The sequence below is a fragment of the Neobacillus sp. B4I6 genome (assembly GCF_050434045.1).
Lineage (GTDB): Bacteria > Bacillota > Bacilli > Bacillales > Cytobacillaceae > Neobacillus.
Window position 1 is genome coordinate 5,148,045 of sequence record NZ_JBNPWB010000002.1, and the last position, 15,678, is coordinate 5,163,722.

At 39.4% G+C, this 15,678-nt stretch carries 17 protein-coding genes; all 17 read right to left on the minus strand.

The annotated features are described in order from the left end of the window. Positions 1–60: 60 nt before the first annotated feature. The 17 genes from QF028_RS27665 to metG all read right to left on the minus strand — a co-directional run bounded on the left by QF028_RS27665 (position 61) and on the right by metG (position 15,322). The gene (locus tag QF028_RS27665) at positions 61–291 is read right to left on the minus strand and encodes an anti-sigma-F factor Fin family protein (protein ID WP_168241463.1); all 231 of its coding nucleotides are present in this window, start codon (positions 289–291) and stop codon (positions 61–63) included. 145 nt (positions 292–436) lie between these two features. Continuing rightward, complete coding sequence (gene pth, locus QF028_RS27670; RefSeq protein WP_098933560.1) at positions 437–997, minus strand: aminoacyl-tRNA hydrolase; 561 nt, start codon at positions 995–997, stop codon at positions 437–439. A gap of 174 nt (positions 998–1,171) precedes the next feature. Then, entirely contained in the window at positions 1,172–1,801 is a 630-nt protein-coding gene (locus QF028_RS27675; RefSeq protein WP_429470598.1) for a 50S ribosomal protein L25/general stress protein Ctc, read from the minus strand. A gap of 159 nt (positions 1,802–1,960) precedes the next feature. After that, positions 1,961–2,917 (minus strand): ribose-phosphate diphosphokinase, encoded by a 957-nt coding sequence (locus tag QF028_RS27680; protein ID WP_214717310.1) that lies wholly within the window; start codon positions 2,915–2,917, stop codon positions 1,961–1,963. 23 nt (positions 2,918–2,940) lie between these two features. Continuing rightward, positions 2,941–4,314, minus strand: coding sequence for a bifunctional UDP-N-acetylglucosamine diphosphorylase/glucosamine-1-phosphate N-acetyltransferase GlmU (gene glmU, locus QF028_RS27685; RefSeq protein WP_429470600.1), 1,374 nt, complete (start codon positions 4,312–4,314; stop codon positions 2,941–2,943). Between the two features lie 206 nt (positions 4,315–4,520). Next, positions 4,521–4,811, minus strand: coding sequence for a septation regulator SpoVG (spoVG, locus tag QF028_RS27690; RefSeq protein ID WP_003347151.1), 291 nt, complete (start codon positions 4,809–4,811; stop codon positions 4,521–4,523). Between the two features lie 153 nt (positions 4,812–4,964). After that, positions 4,965–5,339, minus strand: coding sequence for a RidA family protein (locus QF028_RS27695; RefSeq protein WP_168241459.1), 375 nt, complete (start codon positions 5,337–5,339; stop codon positions 4,965–4,967). 199 nt (positions 5,340–5,538) lie between these two features. Beyond that, positions 5,539–6,366 (minus strand): pur operon repressor, encoded by an 828-nt coding sequence (gene purR, locus QF028_RS27700; protein WP_429470603.1) that lies wholly within the window; start codon positions 6,364–6,366, stop codon positions 5,539–5,541. Between the two features lie 56 nt (positions 6,367–6,422). Next, positions 6,423–7,292 (minus strand): 4-(cytidine 5'-diphospho)-2-C-methyl-D-erythritol kinase, encoded by an 870-nt coding sequence (gene ispE / locus QF028_RS27705; RefSeq protein ID WP_410889030.1) that lies wholly within the window; start codon positions 7,290–7,292, stop codon positions 6,423–6,425. A gap of 275 nt (positions 7,293–7,567) precedes the next feature. Then, a complete protein-coding gene (locus QF028_RS27710) occupies positions 7,568–7,753 on the minus strand; it encodes a small, acid-soluble spore protein, alpha/beta type (RefSeq protein WP_410889028.1) in 186 nt (61 codons plus the stop codon). 122 nt (positions 7,754–7,875) lie between these two features. Continuing rightward, positions 7,876–8,139, minus strand: coding sequence for a biofilm formation stimulator Veg (gene veg / locus QF028_RS27715; protein WP_066249244.1), 264 nt, complete (start codon positions 8,137–8,139; stop codon positions 7,876–7,878). Positions 8,140–8,347: 208 nt separating this feature from the next. Beyond that, the gene (yabG, locus tag QF028_RS27720; RefSeq protein WP_429472570.1) at positions 8,348–9,232 is read right to left on the minus strand and encodes a sporulation peptidase YabG; all 885 of its coding nucleotides are present in this window, start codon (positions 9,230–9,232) and stop codon (positions 8,348–8,350) included. Between the two features lie 109 nt (positions 9,233–9,341). Next, positions 9,342–10,220 (minus strand): 16S rRNA (adenine(1518)-N(6)/adenine(1519)-N(6))-dimethyltransferase RsmA, encoded by an 879-nt coding sequence (rsmA, locus tag QF028_RS27725; protein ID WP_429470606.1) that lies wholly within the window; start codon positions 10,218–10,220, stop codon positions 9,342–9,344. Beyond that, positions 10,213–10,773: a ribonuclease M5 gene (gene rnmV, locus QF028_RS27730; protein WP_215000059.1), complete on the minus strand. Its 561-nt coding sequence runs from the start codon at positions 10,771–10,773 to the stop codon at positions 10,213–10,215. Before rnmV ends, rsmA begins: the two co-directional genes overlap by 8 nt. 211 nt (positions 10,774–10,984) lie before the next feature. Next, positions 10,985–12,166: a ubiquitin-like domain-containing protein gene (locus tag QF028_RS27735; RefSeq protein ID WP_429470608.1), complete on the minus strand. Its 1,182-nt coding sequence runs from the start codon at positions 12,164–12,166 to the stop codon at positions 10,985–10,987. Between the two features lie 235 nt (positions 12,167–12,401). After that, entirely contained in the window at positions 12,402–13,169 is a 768-nt protein-coding gene (locus QF028_RS27740; RefSeq protein WP_429470610.1) for a TatD family hydrolase, read from the minus strand. A gap of 185 nt (positions 13,170–13,354) precedes the next feature. Beyond that, positions 13,355–15,322 (minus strand): methionine--tRNA ligase, encoded by a 1,968-nt coding sequence (gene metG, locus QF028_RS27745; protein WP_215000065.1) that lies wholly within the window; start codon positions 15,320–15,322, stop codon positions 13,355–13,357. Between the last annotated feature and the right edge of the window lie 356 nt (positions 15,323–15,678).

Consider the following 15,678-nt stretch of genomic DNA (forward strand, 5'->3'; position numbering starts at 1 on the left):
ACGTTCTTATGTTAGTAAATTATAAATAGAAAAACGCTTTGGACGGTACTCCAAAGCTGGTTAATGAATAAGGAAATCGTATTGATGGTAATCTGGATTCCGCTCTAAAGCTTCCTGACAGTCTTCACAAATGGCTGTGATGTGAATATCGCCGGACGAGTCATACGCAACCATTTCCAGTCTTTCTTGATCTGTTAATTTATGAAGACCGAGGCTTTCGCTGTGAATCGATGCTTTATCAATTGAACCAAGTTTGGTACCACAATGACGACAATGGTAATGGATAGCCACGCCTGTCCCTCCCTAATCTAGGATTCCTTATTAGTATTAACCTACTAGGAGGAACTTATTCATTAGATTAACCGCTCGTATGATGATCCTTCCATTTCGTTTTAATGCTTTATTGTATGAAACAATGGCTTGTGTCATGAACAATTTACTGATTATATTCATTCATGACCTGTAAGAAGGGCTTTTCCAGCCATGCCGAGCAGGCTTCTGCACTTTTCTTCACTGCATCCTCAGTTGGAGCCTTTTCGTCCGGATGAAAACGTCCTAGAACATAATCAGGCACACTCATTCCAGGTTGAGGGCGGTCAATTCCAATCCTTATTCTGTTGAACTGCTGTGTTCCAAGATGGGCTACTGTGGACTTAATCCCATTATGTCCGCCAGGGCTCCCTTTTTGTCGAAGTCTAATCTTTCCGACCGGCAAATCAAGATCATCATAAATTACAAGCAGATCTTCTATGTCAATATCATAATAATCCATCACAGCTCTGATTGATTCTCCAGATAAATTCATATAAGTAAGCGGTTTTAATAAAATTACTTTTTCACCACTATAAAAACCAATCCCATATAGTCCTTTAAATTTGGACTGGTTAAGTGGGATCGCAAATTTACTCGATAGAGCATCAATGACTTCAAAACCAATATTGTGCCTCGTCTGGTCATATTGTTTTCCTGGGTTACCTAAACCAACGATTAACTTCATCTGGGGTCCCACCTCTTCTGGCTTAGCCAACCTTTTAAATATTTTACGAAACATAGATTTTTCTCCCATAAATATTTAATGCGATAAAAGACGTAACCTGAAGAAGATTACGCCTTCCAACTCTTAATTTACATTGTGCTTGGAACATTGTCTAGCCCAAGCGCGATTGCTTTTCTATTCCGGAGTGGTCTCTCTTCCTTCTTCATTATCAGGATGTCCCGGTGCTTGTTGTTCACCTGCATTAATTTCCTCTTCTTGCTTTGGTGGAAGGATAGATGCGACAACTTCATCGTCCTCATGGTTGATCGTAAATGCACCTGCTGAAGGAATATCACCCATAGTTACGGTTTCGCCAACTTGCAGGTTAGCAATATCCACTTCAATTTGCTGCGGAATATTATCTGGAGTCGAAGTAATCGATATTTGGTGAATTGGCTGCTGTAAGACACCGCCATCTTTTACACCTGCAGCCTCACCCACTAGAACAAGTCTTACATCTACATTAATCTTTGAGGATTTATCAACTGCTAAGAAATCAACGTGAAGTATCTCTTTTTTAAACGAATCCTCTTGATATTCAGTTAAGATAACGTCTTGTTTGCTGCCTTCCACATCTAACGAAATAACTCCATTTCTTCCCACTTGGCGGATTGTTTTTGTTAAGTCAGCTGAACTAACAAAAACCGGCTTATTGTCCATCTTGTTACCATAAATAATAGCGGGTATATTTCCACTGGTTCTAATTTTCTTTAGTGCGGAATGACGGAATTCCTTCCGTTCTTTTGCCTGTAGTACAGTACTCATGTTTAATTACCCTCCTATTTTATCAAAAACTGTCTATATAAAAATGCCCCAAAAGAGGGCGGTCTAAACATTTTTTTGAACTGTTTGTTCCAAAATAGGTAACTATACATAAGCAAAAGTAGGATCTGACCAAAGAGGCCAGACCCTTCATTCTTATCATCAATCAAACAAAGTACTTACTGATTGTTCCTCATGAACACGAATAATCGCTTCACCAAGCAGTGGTGCTACAGATAAGTTAATAATCTTATCAATCTTTTTCTCTTCTGGAAGTGCAATGGAATTAGTGATCACTAATTCTTTAATTTTTGAATTTTGAATTCTTTCGATTGCAGGACCCGATAAGACCGGATGGGTACAGCAAGCATAAACTTCTGATGCGCCGTTTTCAATTAAAGCGTTCGCAGCGAGTGTAATGGTTCCAGCTGTATCGATAATATCATCAATTAAAATCGCCGTTTTCCCTTCAATGTTACCTACGATATTCATTACTTCAGCGACATTTGGTCTTGGGCGGCGTTTATCGATAATAGCAATTGGAGCTTTCATCCGTTCCGCTAATTTCCGAGCTCTTGTTACCCCGCCATGGTCTGGAGAAACGATGACAATATCGCCATTGAATTCTCTAGTTTTAAAATAGTCAGCTAAAATAGGTACACCCATTAAATGATCCGTAGGAATATCAAAGAATCCTTGAATTTGTGGTGCGTGCAGATCAAGACAGATCACACGAGTGGCTCCTGCCGTTTCAAGCAGGGTTGCCACTAATTTAGCTGTAATCGGCTCACGAGCACGTGCCTTACGATCCTGACGTGCATAGCCATAGTATGGCATCACAATATTAATCGTTTTAGCAGAGGCCCTTTTTAATGCATCAATCATGATTAATAATTCCATAATATTTTCATTAACAGGTTGGCTAGTCGACTGGATGACATAAACGTCACCACCACGAATACTTTCTTCAATATTGATTTGGATTTCTCCATCACTAAATCTGGTGACAGAACATTTACCTAATTCTACACCGATGACTTTAGCAATTTCTCTTGCAAGGGGACGATTGGAATTTAAACTAAATACCTTAAGATTTGGGTCTAAATATTGATTCGACATAATAGCCTCCTAAATTTCTTAGCCTATTTCTTTAGATTAAGCTTTTGAACGTAATTTTCCTTATTCACTTGCTTTGCCCGGGCAATCGATAAGGCCTCACTTGGTACATCTTTTGTAATCGTTGAACCAGCGGCCACATATGCACCCTTCTTAATCGTAACAGGAGCAACTAGATTTGAATTGCAGCCAATAAAGACTCCATCTTCTATTTTTGTTAAGAATTTATTTTTACCGTCATAATTCACTGTAATCGAGCCACAGCCAATGTTTACATTGGAACCTACTTCAGCATCACCAATATAGCTTAGATGGGAGGCTTTGCTTCCTTTTCCAAAGACAGCCTTTTTAATTTCGACAAAATTGCCAATCTTCACTTCATCCTGAATCGCTGATTCTGGACGAATATGGGCAAATGGCCCAATGTTGACTTGAGCACCGATCGAGCTATTATGGGCAACTGATTGACGGATTACCGTTTCAGCGCCAATTTCACACGAAACGATTTCAGCGTTTGGTCCAATCTGACATTCTGCTCCAATCACTGTTTTGCCTTTGATCATCGTTCCTGGATAGATAACTGTATCCTGCCCTATTTCAACCTCTGTTTCTATATAGGTGTTCGCCGGATCAATAATCGTTACCCCATTCCGCATATGTGCTGCATTCGTACGGCCACGCATAATTCGTTCTGCTTCCGCTAAAGCCACGCGGTCATTCACACCTAATGTTTCTTCAAATTCATCTGTTTGGAAAGCTGTGACAACTTCCCCTTGATTTTTTAGAATTTCTATCACATCTGGTAAATAATATTCCCCTTGAACATTTTCATTTGAAACGTTCTTTAAGGCTTCAAATAATGCAAGATTATCGAAGCAATAAGTACCAGTATTGATTTCATTAATCTTTCTTTCCTCTTCAGAGGCGTCTTTATGCTCAACAATTTTTTCAACTAAGCCTTTTTTATTACGAATGATTCGGCCGTATCCTGTTGGGTCTTCAATTCTCGCTGTGAGGATGGTAGCTTTTGCAGCTAACTCTTCATGATGTTTAAACAGAGACTCCATCGTTTCAGCTTTGATTAGAGGAGTATCCCCACAAACAACAATCGTCACTCCTGCTTTCCCTTCGAGCAGGCTCTGTGCCTGACTAACAGCATGGGCAGTACCTAACTGCTGATCTTGTAGAGCATACCGACTGCTATCGCCCAGCTGTGCTTGCACCATTTCTGCCCCATGACCAATAATTGTGACAACTTCTTGTATATTAAGCTTCATTACTTGGTCAACCACGTGTTGTACCATTGGTTTTCCGCATACCGGGTGTAATACTTTATAAAGCTTTGACTTCATCCGCGTTCCTTGCCCTGCAGCCAAAATCACAGCATAACGATTATGCATGTTCAAGTCCTCCAATTAACCTTTTTATCCATTAAAAATATTAACGTAAATGGGCGCTCTTTTCAAGGTATGTGAGGGAATAGTCTAATTTTGTAATAATGAGTTAATTTATGAGTAAATAAGAATGGAGGGAATAAAGGGGAGGGGATTAACTAAAAACAATAAAAAGAGCCTTCATAGAAGAAAGGCCCTAGTTGTAAAAATCCTTAGGAAGCTCCGGCTTCTTCAAATTCTACTTCTAATTCACCTAGACGGTGGTACTCAGCCAAAACAGCTTCTTGGATTTTACCGCGCGTTCCTGAATTAATTGGATGCGCAATGTCACGAAATTCTCCATCTGGAGTACGTTTGCTTGGCATAGCTACAAATAAACCGTTGTTCCCGTCAATAACACGAATGTCATGAACAACAAACTCATTGTCCAAAGTGATTGATGCAATCGCTCTCATGCGTCCATCCGTATTAACTCGGCGTAATCTTACGTCAGTTACTTCCATGTGCTCACACCCTTTTCTGATATAAAAAGCTAAGTAATTAAATTCAACAACTTTTTCAGAAATCCTTCTTTATATTCAAAATATTTTAGAAAATTTAGGGCAAAATAGTGAACAATTGTAAACACAGGAGTAAATTAACAGAAATTAACTAAATTATTTAACCAGTGCGACAACTTCAATTTCAACTAAAACATCTTTTGGTAAGCGGGCAACCTCGACACACGAACGAGCGGGTTTATGGATCGAGAAATATTCACCATATACCTCGTTTAGTGAAGCGAAATCATCCATATTTTTAATAAATACAGTTGTCTTAACGACTGTTTCAAAAGACGCACCAGCAGCTGTTAAAACTGCCTGTAAATTTTGAAAAACTTGGTGAGCTTGTTCTTTAATATCGCCTGTTACCAAGGCTCCATCAGCTGTTAATGGAATTTGCCCTGAGCTATAGAACATATTATTTACGGTAATTCCTTGCGAGTATGGGCCAATAGCCGCCGGTGCTTGATTTGTTTGAACTGTTTTCATCCTAATTCCCTCCATCTATTTATTAGGCTGTGTTAAACTTGCCTGTTGATTTCCGCTCCAGGCACTTCGCTTTCCGCGGGCGGTCGGTGAGCCTCCTCGGCGCATTCGCGCCTGTGGGGTCTCACCCTGACCTGCTAGTCCCGCAGGAGTCTCGTGCCTTCCGCTCCAATCAACAGGGTTAGAAAATCAACAATAATTACTAACACAGCCATTTAGTAAAGTAATTTCCAGCTTGAACATTAATCTTTTTTTCTTTCACATTTACATCAGATAACTGGACGAGGGAAATATATTCATCGACTAGACGCTCCTGAATTTTTTCTGCCTCTACTAAAACTGCAATTCCAGCCAGATGCCCATTAAATTCTTCAAGCATGCTGATCATTCCCATGACTGTTCCGCCAGCCTTCATAAAATCATCGACAATAAGGACCCGTGAATCCTGTTTCATGCTCCGTTTTGAAAGGACCATGGTTTGGATTCTTTTGGTTGAACCGGACACATAATTAATACTTACTGTCGGTCCCTCCGTTACTTTACTATCTCTTCGGACGATGACAACTGGAACATTCAACTGACTTGCTACAGCATAGGCAAGAGGAATTCCTTTTGTAGCAACGGTCATGACCACGTCAATTTTTGCATCTGTATAGGCAGAGGCAATAATGCGGCCCGCGTTTTGCACTACTTGAGGATCCCCTAATATATCAGTTAAATATAAATATCCACCAGGTAAGAGCCTGTCAGGTTTAGCAATTAATTCACACAATTCATTGATAAAAGGTGCTGCTGCTTCTTGACTTACTTTTACAAAGAACTTTACCCCGCCTGAAGCCCCTGGCACTGTTTGTATGGTCCCAATTCCTCTTTTTTCAAACGTCTCTTTGATAATACCCAAATCTTCACTAATCGATGATTTCGCAGATGAATAACGATCTGCAAAAAAAGTTAGCGGAACTAGTTGCCGAGGATGATCTAGTAAATAATTTGTCATATCAATCAAACGTTCACTGCGGCGAAATTTCATAACATGCCCCCAAAAACACGAATATTCTAATTATAGAATACCATTTTCGTACGTTTTTAATCAAGTGAGTGCCGTTCCCCTAACATGCGGACCGCAAATACTTGGTCACAGAATCCTCTTAATCCATTATAAATTCGATGCATTCTTGAATCATGCTGAACAATTCCAAAAACAGTTGGACCGCTGCCGCTCATTAATACGGCATCTGCACCAAAACGCTTCATTTGTTCTTTTATTAACGCAACTTCAGGGTGAAGATTTAAGGTAACATCTTCTAAAACATTCCCCACGTTTGTACATACCTTTTGGTAATCATGTTCATTTATCGCTTCAATCATTCCCCGAATGTTTGGATGGGTCATTTTATTGGTATCTAGTCTTCGGTATACTTCAGCTGTTGAAACCCCAATAAAGGGCTTCGCAAGGATCACCCAACATGTCGGCGAGGCAGGTAATTCGGTAATCATTTCCCCTCTGCCCTTTGCCAAGGCAGTACCTCCATAGACACAAAATGAAACATCTGATCCAATTTCGCTTCCTAGTTCGGCCAATTCATCCATTGTTAAACCGAGATTCCAGAGTTTATTTAAACCTCTTAAAGTGGCAGCAGCATCACTGCTTCCCCCCGCAAGTCCAGCCGCAACGGGAATCGTTTTTTCAATCGAAATCAGCACACCTTTTTTTACATTAAATCGATCCTTCAAGAGCTGTGCAGCTTGAAAGGCTAAGTTACGCTGGTCATCAGGGACATAGCGATTGTGAGAATGAATATGTATTTTATCATCGTTTAATAACGATAATTCAACCCGGTCAGCCAAATCAATTGTGGTCATAATCATCTCCACCTCATGAAAACCGTCTGATCGTTTGTGTAAAACATCTAATGCTAAATTTATTTTGGCCGGGGCTTTTACTAAAAGCTTCACTACGTCCACCTACTTCTTTATTGTCCAGTTCCAGCGCTAAACGGGCGCTTCCACTTTTCTTAGTCCGGAAATCCACATTTTGTCCTATTTTACCACAAAATGATAAAACTAAGACGTGAGATATGATAAATCCTATCAAATTTCATATTTTATTATTAGATTTATAAGAAAAGGGTCATAAATTGGAGAAAAAGAAAGCCAGAGGAGATTGTCCTCTGGTCTCGCTGAAGTATGTGATTGATTAATATCAAAAGCGGAAGTGACTTATTTATAAGTTAAACTCTAGGACCCTGATTAGCCAAATGTTCTTGTGCAAGTTCAACGGCACGCTTAACCATATTCCCTGCATCCTTTGCCTTGATGCCGCCCCATCCTTCTTTTTGAACGACATCATAAAAGCCAAGCTCTTTCGCAAGCTCCTCTTTAAAGTGACTGGACATAATCCCTCTTCTTCTGCCCATCTAAACAACCCCCTTCATACTACAGCATTGTTAGTATGGGATAGATATAGAGTTTTCATGAAACTGTTTTAAAATAGCAAAAAGCAGTAAACAAATGTTTACTGCTGTGTATTGCTTATATTCTAATTTAAGGCTAAATGTCCTGATGCATCTTCGTAGAAAGTAATTTGAACTGTTTCTGTTAATACATCTGCATAGCTGTAAGAAACACGTTCAAATGAGTTTTCATCCTGATCTAATTCAATAACAAAAACAGATGGATAAGTTTCAGCTAAAACACCGGAACGTTCAATCGTCTTTCTGCGTCCTCCGTTGGCTTTAAGCAGTAATCTTTTCCCTAAATTTGTGTCAAGAGCCTTTTTAATATCGGCTAAGGTTTTTGGCATTCGGTCCACCTCACTGTGTAAAGTATAACACACTGACATAGTCATGTCAAACAAAAACATAAATTATATCAGTCAAACAAAAAGATTGTCAATATTTTTTATTCTACTTTTTCTTCTAAATTTCAACATTTTTATCGTTACCTTATTTGCATGGGAATATGTATCGGCTCAGAAATAAAAAAAATAAGCCTTATCGGACAGCAAAGGCTTATTCATTCTCTTCTTGGATTGGCCGATAAGGCATTCCCGTTCGTAACACTCCTCTTGTTTCAATTCCTCCAAGTCCCTTTTCACCTGTTAATGTGTTCTTTAACACGTCCCAGACATTAATTCTTTCCATAAAAGGTGTAAAACTGATTTTGGCGACAATATAGACTGGGTCGAGGGCGTGGATGTTAATTCTTGAGGGCGAACTGGCATAATTTGCCCCAGCATGAATCAATGATTCAAAGTGCGATTGACATGCTCCTGCAAAAATAACCAACTGATCTAAGTGGGGAATCTTTTTTCGTGCTTCCTTGACCGTTTGGACAAAATGTTTGGAATGGCGATATGCATTAATATCCGTCATTTTTCCTTTTGCCTTTGAATACGCGTCATGTCCAGTAATAACAAGAATATCTGGGCGATATAAATCAATCAATTCCCCTATTTTTTCTGGCATCTCTTTTTCATTACAGTGTATACCTAAAACAGGGATTCCCACTTTTTCATACAGTGTCATACATTTCTTCAAATAGGATGAATCACCATCCAGATGGAGAACCTTCCCAGGCATTTGAAAATAATTACTTGGTTTTACATATCCTCCGGTCGCTTCATATTCCTGACGGTTCTTGATTAATTCAACATCCTGTTTAAACAGCTTAAAAGACTGTTCCTCTAGCGTCCGGTATTCATTCTTCAATCTGACTCTTTGATTATCGTCGATGACGACCAAATCTTCGTATGGTGCGTCTGCCACAAGGCGAAAGTCTTCTCCGTATAGGACTGCAAATTTCTGGTCGTTTATTTTTCGAACATCTATCACGCGAAATAGAATGTCACAATTATACGAACGCCTGCCGACAATATCCATTAATTTTATATCCACTGCCGTCACTCCAATAAGACCAGCAAAAGGGCCTTTAAATAAAGTTTCTCTCATAGGCTATGCAAACCTTTGCTTTATTGTGAAAAAAAATAGACCCTTTAAAAAGGGTCTATTGGAAAAACGGATATAATTCTTCGCTTAAGCGGCCAAATTCCTCTAAGGAAAGGGTCTCTCCTCTTCTAGCAGGATCGATTCCGCTTGCACTTAAGGCGTGGAGGATGTCTTCTTTCTTTTGCTTTCCCTCGGGCAGCTGGCTTGTTAAGTTATTAAGCAGGGTTTTTCTTCGTTGTGCAAAGCTGGCCCTGGTCACTTGAAAAAAGAATGTTTCATCTGTAACCGTAACAGCGGGATTCTCCCTCCTGGTTAATCTGATGACGGCAGAATCCACATTCGGCTGCGGCACAAAAACCGTTTTTGGAACGATCATCACTGTTTCTGCCTCTGTATAATACTGAACAGCGATTGAAAGAGAGCCATAGTCCTTCGTCCCTGGCCGTGCAGAAATCCTGTCTGCCACCTCTTTTTGGAGCATACACACGATCCCGCGAATAGGCAAATGTTCTTCAAGAAGCTTCATGATAATCGGCGTTGTAACATAATAAGGTAAATTAGCAACCACCATGATATCGTCCATATCATTAAATTCTTCTCTAATGACTTCAGCCACATCTGCCTCTAATACATCGTTATGTATAATTTTTACATTGGGATAGGGTGATAGGGTATCATTTAAGATTGGTAATAAACGTTGATCGATCTCGAAAGCGACGACCTTTTTACTTGTGCGGGCCAACTGCTCAGTAAGCGCACCAATTCCTGGTCCGATTTCAATCGCACCAGAATCTTCTGTTAAATTCGCAAAGCTAACAATCTTTTTCAAGATATTTGTATCAATTAAAAAGTTTTGACCAAGGCTCTTTTTAAATGAAAATCCGTATTTTTTAAGAATATCTTTTGTCCTTACCGGTGTAGCTATATCTTTATTCATGTAGTTCCTCCTGACTTACAACCCTTAGTGCTTCAGAGAATTCCTGCTTACTGATTTGGAATACATTTAAGCGCTTATGAAGCTGTTTTCCATTGGTATAACCAATTTTTAAAATTTTCCCCAACATGATTCTTCTTTCTTTAGCCCCTTCACCACCGATAAGGCCAGCTGTAAGTAGATCCTCTTGCGTTATTTCCTCTGTAAACGTTTCATGCATGGTCTGGGCATCCTTAAGCGCCTCTTGGATGGCTTCAGGACTGGCATGTTCCACACCGAGGCTTTCCCCTGCTTTTCCCATAGCTGCTTCCTTCGTTAAAAATGCGTGTTTACAACCAGGAACAGCCTCAGCGATCGTCTTTCTAATTTTTTCACCAGGAAAATCAGGATCCGTAAAAATAATTACTCCTCGGGACTGTTGAGCACGCCTTACTTTTTCAATGGTGGTTTCATTTACAGCTGAACCATTTGTTTCAATTGTATCTGCATTGATTGCCCGTTTAATCGCTGTAGTATCGTCTTTACCTTCCACAACTATAATTTCTTTAATCTTCATTTTAAAAGTGTGAGCCTCCGTAATAAAAAAAATAAAAAATGAAAAAAACTTGAAACATTTTTGTAATGTACATCGTCTATATTATTGAATCCATTCATACAATAAAGTAAAATAAAGATGAAGCATTTTATCAATATGTATTCGATGTTAGTATAAAGAAATTTATGAAAAAAGCAAAATGCAGAGGATAGGACCCTCTGCAAATTGTAAACTAATTTAAAATTTTAATCTTTACTTTTTTGCGTCCCCAGCGGTAGCAATCCTGATTGGATGGCATGAATAAATCAACGATATATCCTTTAATTGCCCCTCCGGTGTCAGCTGCTACAGCATAGCCGTAGCCTTCAACATACACCTTTGTCCCCAGCGGAATAACCCTTGGGTCAACGGCAATTACCTTCATGTTCGGGTTAGCACGGAGATTAAGTCCCGTTGCTGTTCTACCTGAACAGCCATTACAATACGCTGTATAAGCAGTTGCAGTAACGTAGAACTCCTGTCCCGACTCATCTGCACCACGTGAAACTTGTAACGATAAATCCTTCGTTCCGACAGCCACAACTTTATCTTGCTTTTCTGCAATCTTCTGCTCACTAATTAATTTTCTAGTTACTTCTTTGCCATTTTCAATTAGGACTTCATATTGTTTAGAAACGCGACCGTGCTTGCCTTCGGTAATCGTCTTTTCTTTGCCTTTTTCTAAACTTTCATCCTTTTTGGTTACTACAGCAAATTGAACAGGTTCTTCCACTACATCGGTGACTTTTTCTACTCGAATGACGTTAACAACACCATTCTCTGAGATGGTTTCTGTTAATGACGGTTCAACTCGGTCTAGTGTGTTTAACTGAATTCCCTGTTGTGATAAAAAGTCAGCGACCGTAGCCGAAGTGGCCCAAACTAGTTGCTTTTTACCGCCGTCAACATATGTAAGATGAAATGCTTCTTTTATTCCAATCTTCATCTTATCTTGTATTGCCGCTTGCGGTCTTGGTGAGATTTGGTCATGTTTGCTCAAAACAATTTTCTGCTCTTTTAGGAGTTCAGCCACTGTATCAGCTGTCGTCCAGATCGTTTTTTTCTCGTTGTCCTTGACAATGTGAACCTGGTTAGCTTGCTTCCATACGACTTTCAGGTGGTCCTTCACCTTTGCATTCGCCTTAGGTTGCAAATAGTCTTGTGAGCGGGTGGATACATCCAATTCATCTAATAATTCTTTGATGGTATCTGCATGTGTTTTCACGACCTTTTGCTGATCGTTAAGAGTGATGGCAACAGTTTTCTTTGATCCTTCGTAAAAAAGAATACCAAGAGTTGTTAGCAAAACTACGAAACTAGCAAAAGCAATGGTCAATGTCTTCCGGCTCAAAGACTTGGAAAACAGGTTTTTCATGTTTTTGAATACGATGAAAAACGCCTCCTTTTCTTAGAGAGATTAATGAACCATGCTGTCGGCTGTTAATCTTTGCATACTGTACGAAGGTATTTCTAATTATGCACAAAGTTGAGAAAATTGCAAAGATAAACTTATCGACACGGTTATCCTATGTAGAAAAGGAGACATGTAGAACTTTTTGTTATCGCTAAAATATAAGACAAGCTTCCACCAGCTTCGACAAAATCCCCTATCATTTTATGGCGAATAATTTTTTAGCATTTCGTGTCGTTGCTTCCGCCACTTCTTCGATTGTCAATCCTTTTATTTCGGCAATTTGTTCAGCTACTAATTTTACATAACTAGGCTCATTTCTTTTCCCTCGGTAGGGATGGGGAGCCAAATATGGGCAATCTGTTTCTATTAATAGTTTATCGAGTGGAATTTCAGCAGCTACTTCTTTCGGCTTTTTGGCATTTTTGAAGGTTACAGGGCCTCCAAGAGAAATATAAAAGTTCATTTTCACACATTCCTTCGCTACTTCAGGGCTGCCGCTAAAGCAATGCATAATCCCGCCTACTTCTTCCGCTCCTTCTTCCTTTAAAATTTCCACAATATCAGCTGTTGCTTCGCGATTATGAATCACGATTGGAAGAATAACCTTTTTAGCAAGTCTGATTTGTTTTCGAAAAACTTCCTTCTGAATATCCTTTGGAGATTTGTCCCAATGATAATCCAAGCCCATTTCACCGATCGCAACTACCTTTGGATGGGCAGTTAATTCCTCTATCCATCGTAAATCCGCCTCGGTCATGTCGATCGCATCAACGGGATGCCACCCAATGCAGGCAAAGATAAAATCATAGCTATCAGCTAATTCCATCGCCTTTTGAATGGTCTTGCGGTCAAACCCGACCACAACCATATTAGTGACTCCCTCACTTTGAGCCCTAGAGATTACTTCATCTAAATCTTCGTTATATTGGTCATCATTTAAATGTACATGGGTATCAAATAGCATAGTTTTGCTCCTTCACCATTTTTTTCAAAAAGAATTTTATTTTTCGCTAACATTTTCTTATTCGCGTTAGAAATGCCAATATTCAACAATAACCAAGTAATAAAAAGAAATGTCTCGAAAAATGTTCCACGTGTAACATTGAAAAGCGCCTTGTGCAGGCGCTTTTCTTGTAAAGTTATTAACCTTTATTTCACCTTGGAACCATTCGGTAATGTTTGATCGACGGTTGCAAGCGAAAGTTGACCATCTTTTGAACCTGCTAGGATCATTCCCTGTGAAAGTTCACCACGAAGTTTAACTGGTTTTAGGTTGGTAATACAAATGACCTTTCGACCAACTAATTCTTCCGGCTTATAATATTGGGCAATTCCAGAAACGACCTGACGCTTTTCATACCCTAAATCAAGCTGAAGCTTAAGCAATTTATCCGCCTTTTTAATAGGCTCTGCTTGAACAACTTCGGCTACCCTCAAATCAATTTTCATAAAATCGTCAATCGCAATTTCGTCGATTTCTTCAGGTTTTTCTTCTGGCTTTACTTCTTTCTCTTCTTCAACTGCTGGAGCAGAACCCTGCATTTTCGTCTTAATAAATTCTACTTCCTCAGCAATTTCAAGTCTTGGAAATATCGGTGCATCCTTTTCTACCTTTGTTCCGCTTGGTATGACACCAAAATCAGTGAGGCTTTCCCATGTTTTAAGGCTCTCATCCTGAATACCCAACTGCGTAAAGATGGAATTCGGTGTACGTGTTAGGAATGGCTGCAGTAAAATCGCAATTCTTCGTAAGGATTCGGCCAGATGAGCCATTACACTAGCAAGTACCTCGCGATTCGCCTCATCCTTCGCTAAAGCCCATGGTTTTGTTTCATCAATATATTTATTGGTACGGCTGACTAGCAGCCAAATTGTAGATAACGCTACTGAAAACTCCATCTTCTCCATTACATCTTCGTATACATTTACTGTATCCTGGTTAACTTGCAGCAGTGATGCATCAAATTCCCCAATAGAGCCGGAATAATCAGGTATAACACCGTTGAAATATTTTTCAATCATTGCGACCGTACGATTTAAAAGATTACCTAAATCATTGGCTAGGTCGAAATTGATTCTTTCGACAAATCCTTCCGGTGTAAAGACGCCATCCGCCCCAAACGGAACTTCTCTTAATAAATAATAGCGGAGCGCATCTAGACCATAGCGATCAATTAAGGTGACAGGGTCAACCACATTCCCTTTCGATTTGGACATTTTTCCATCCTTCATCAACAGCCAGCCATGGGCAAATACCTTTTTGGGCAGTGGAATATCTAATGCCATTAGCATAATTGGCCAATAGATGGTGTGGAAACGTACAATTTCCTTACTCATTAAGTGAACATCAGCTGGCCAGTAATTTAAATATTTTGCATCATTATCTGTTCCATAACCAAGTGCCGTAATATAGTTGGAAAGGGCATCAATCCAAACATAAATAACATGCCTTGGATTCCCCGGCACCTTGATCCCCCAATCAAACGTTGTCCTTGAAACAGCAAGATCCTCTAGGCCAGGTTTGATAAAGTTATTAATCATTTCATTTTTTCGAGATTCCGGTTGGATGAAATCGGGATTTTCCTCGTAGTACTGCAAAAGACGATCTACATATTTACTCATTCTAAAAAAGTATGATTCTTCTTTAACCTTTTCCACCGGACGGCCACAATCCGGACAATTTCCATTCGTTAGCTGACGGTCGGTATAAAAGGATTCACATGGTGTACAGTACCAGCCTTCATACTGATCGAGATAAATATCACCTTGTTCAAGCAGTCTCGCAAACATCTTTTCAACGACTTGTTTATGTCTTTCATCCGTTGTTCGGATAAAATCATCATAAGAAATATCGAGTCTTTTCCATAATTCTTTAATTCCATCGACAATTTCATCGACATACTGCTGCGGAGTAATCCCTGCTTCTTCAGCTTTCCTTTGAATTTTCTGCCCATGCTCATCCGTTCCAGTTAAGTACATAACATCATAGCCGCGCATCCGCTTATAACGGGCCATTGCATCACCTGCAACAGTTGTATAAGCATGCCCAATATGTAAATTACCGCTTGGATAGTAAATCGGTGTCGTTAGGTAAAAAGTCTTTAATTTATTCTCCATCTTAATCCCTCCGCTAGTTTGCGAGTCCAAAGCTCTATTTAACCATTATTGCCTCTTTTTTCCCGCTTCTATCCTCAAAATATACCGAAAAACCAACTTTTGTGCAAGGAGGCGCTCTTTTACCTGATTCCTTTATTTTTTCATATTTTCCTATTACACCCATAAAGGCTTCAATTCCTGCGAAGGATATATAGTTCAATCGCATCAATTTATGTTGAAGTTTGTCGAAGAAATATCGAATTGAACAGTTGTTTTATCAACAATCCAATAGCATTATCCACTGCTAAATATAGGTAATTTTCAGAAAAAACGTTGTTAAATCAACGATCACCTTAATTGAATAAATTTACTATTAT

What these genes read in the sequence shown, in the direction of transcription:
- pth (WP_098933560.1), bottom strand. Translation starts at nt 997, where the DNA reads ATGAAGTTAATCGTTGGTTTAGGTAACCCAGGAAAACAATATGACCAG.
- QF028_RS27675 (WP_429470598.1), bottom strand. Translation starts at nt 1,801, where the DNA reads ATGAGTACTGTACTACAGGCAAAAGAACGGAAGGAATTCCGTCATTCC.
- QF028_RS27680 (WP_214717310.1), bottom strand. Translation starts at nt 2,917, where the DNA reads ATGTCGAATCAATATTTAGACCCAAATCTTAAGGTATTTAGTTTAAAT.
- glmU (WP_429470600.1), bottom strand. Translation starts at nt 4,314, where the DNA reads ATGCATAATCGTTATGCTGTGATTTTGGCTGCAGGGCAAGGAACGCGG.
- spoVG (WP_003347151.1), bottom strand. Translation starts at nt 4,811, where the DNA reads ATGGAAGTAACTGACGTAAGATTACGCCGAGTTAATACGGATGGACGC.
- QF028_RS27695 (WP_168241459.1), bottom strand. Translation starts at nt 5,339, where the DNA reads ATGAAAACAGTTCAAACAAATCAAGCACCGGCGGCTATTGGCCCATAC.
- purR (WP_429470603.1), bottom strand. Translation starts at nt 6,366, where the DNA reads ATGAAATTTCGCCGCAGTGAACGTTTGATTGATATGACAAATTATTTA.
- QF028_RS27710 (WP_410889028.1), bottom strand. Translation starts at nt 7,753, where the DNA reads ATGGGCAGAAGAAGAGGGATTATGTCCAGTCACTTTAAAGAGGAGCTT.
- veg (WP_066249244.1), bottom strand. Translation starts at nt 8,139, where the DNA reads ATGCCAAAAACCTTAGCCGATATTAAAAAGGCTCTTGACACAAATTTA.
- rsmA (WP_429470606.1), bottom strand. Translation starts at nt 10,220, where the DNA reads ATGAATAAAGATATAGCTACACCGGTAAGGACAAAAGATATTCTTAAA.
- rnmV (WP_215000059.1), bottom strand. Translation starts at nt 10,773, where the DNA reads ATGAAGATTAAAGAAATTATAGTTGTGGAAGGTAAAGACGATACTACA.
- QF028_RS27735 (WP_429470608.1), bottom strand. Translation starts at nt 12,166, where the DNA reads ATGAAAAACCTGTTTTCCAAGTCTTTGAGCCGGAAGACATTGACCATT.
- QF028_RS27740 (WP_429470610.1), bottom strand. Translation starts at nt 13,169, where the DNA reads ATGCTATTTGATACCCATGTACATTTAAATGATGACCAATATAACGAA.
- metG (WP_215000065.1), bottom strand. Translation starts at nt 15,322, where the DNA reads ATGGAGAATAAATTAAAGACTTTTTACCTAACGACACCGATTTACTAT.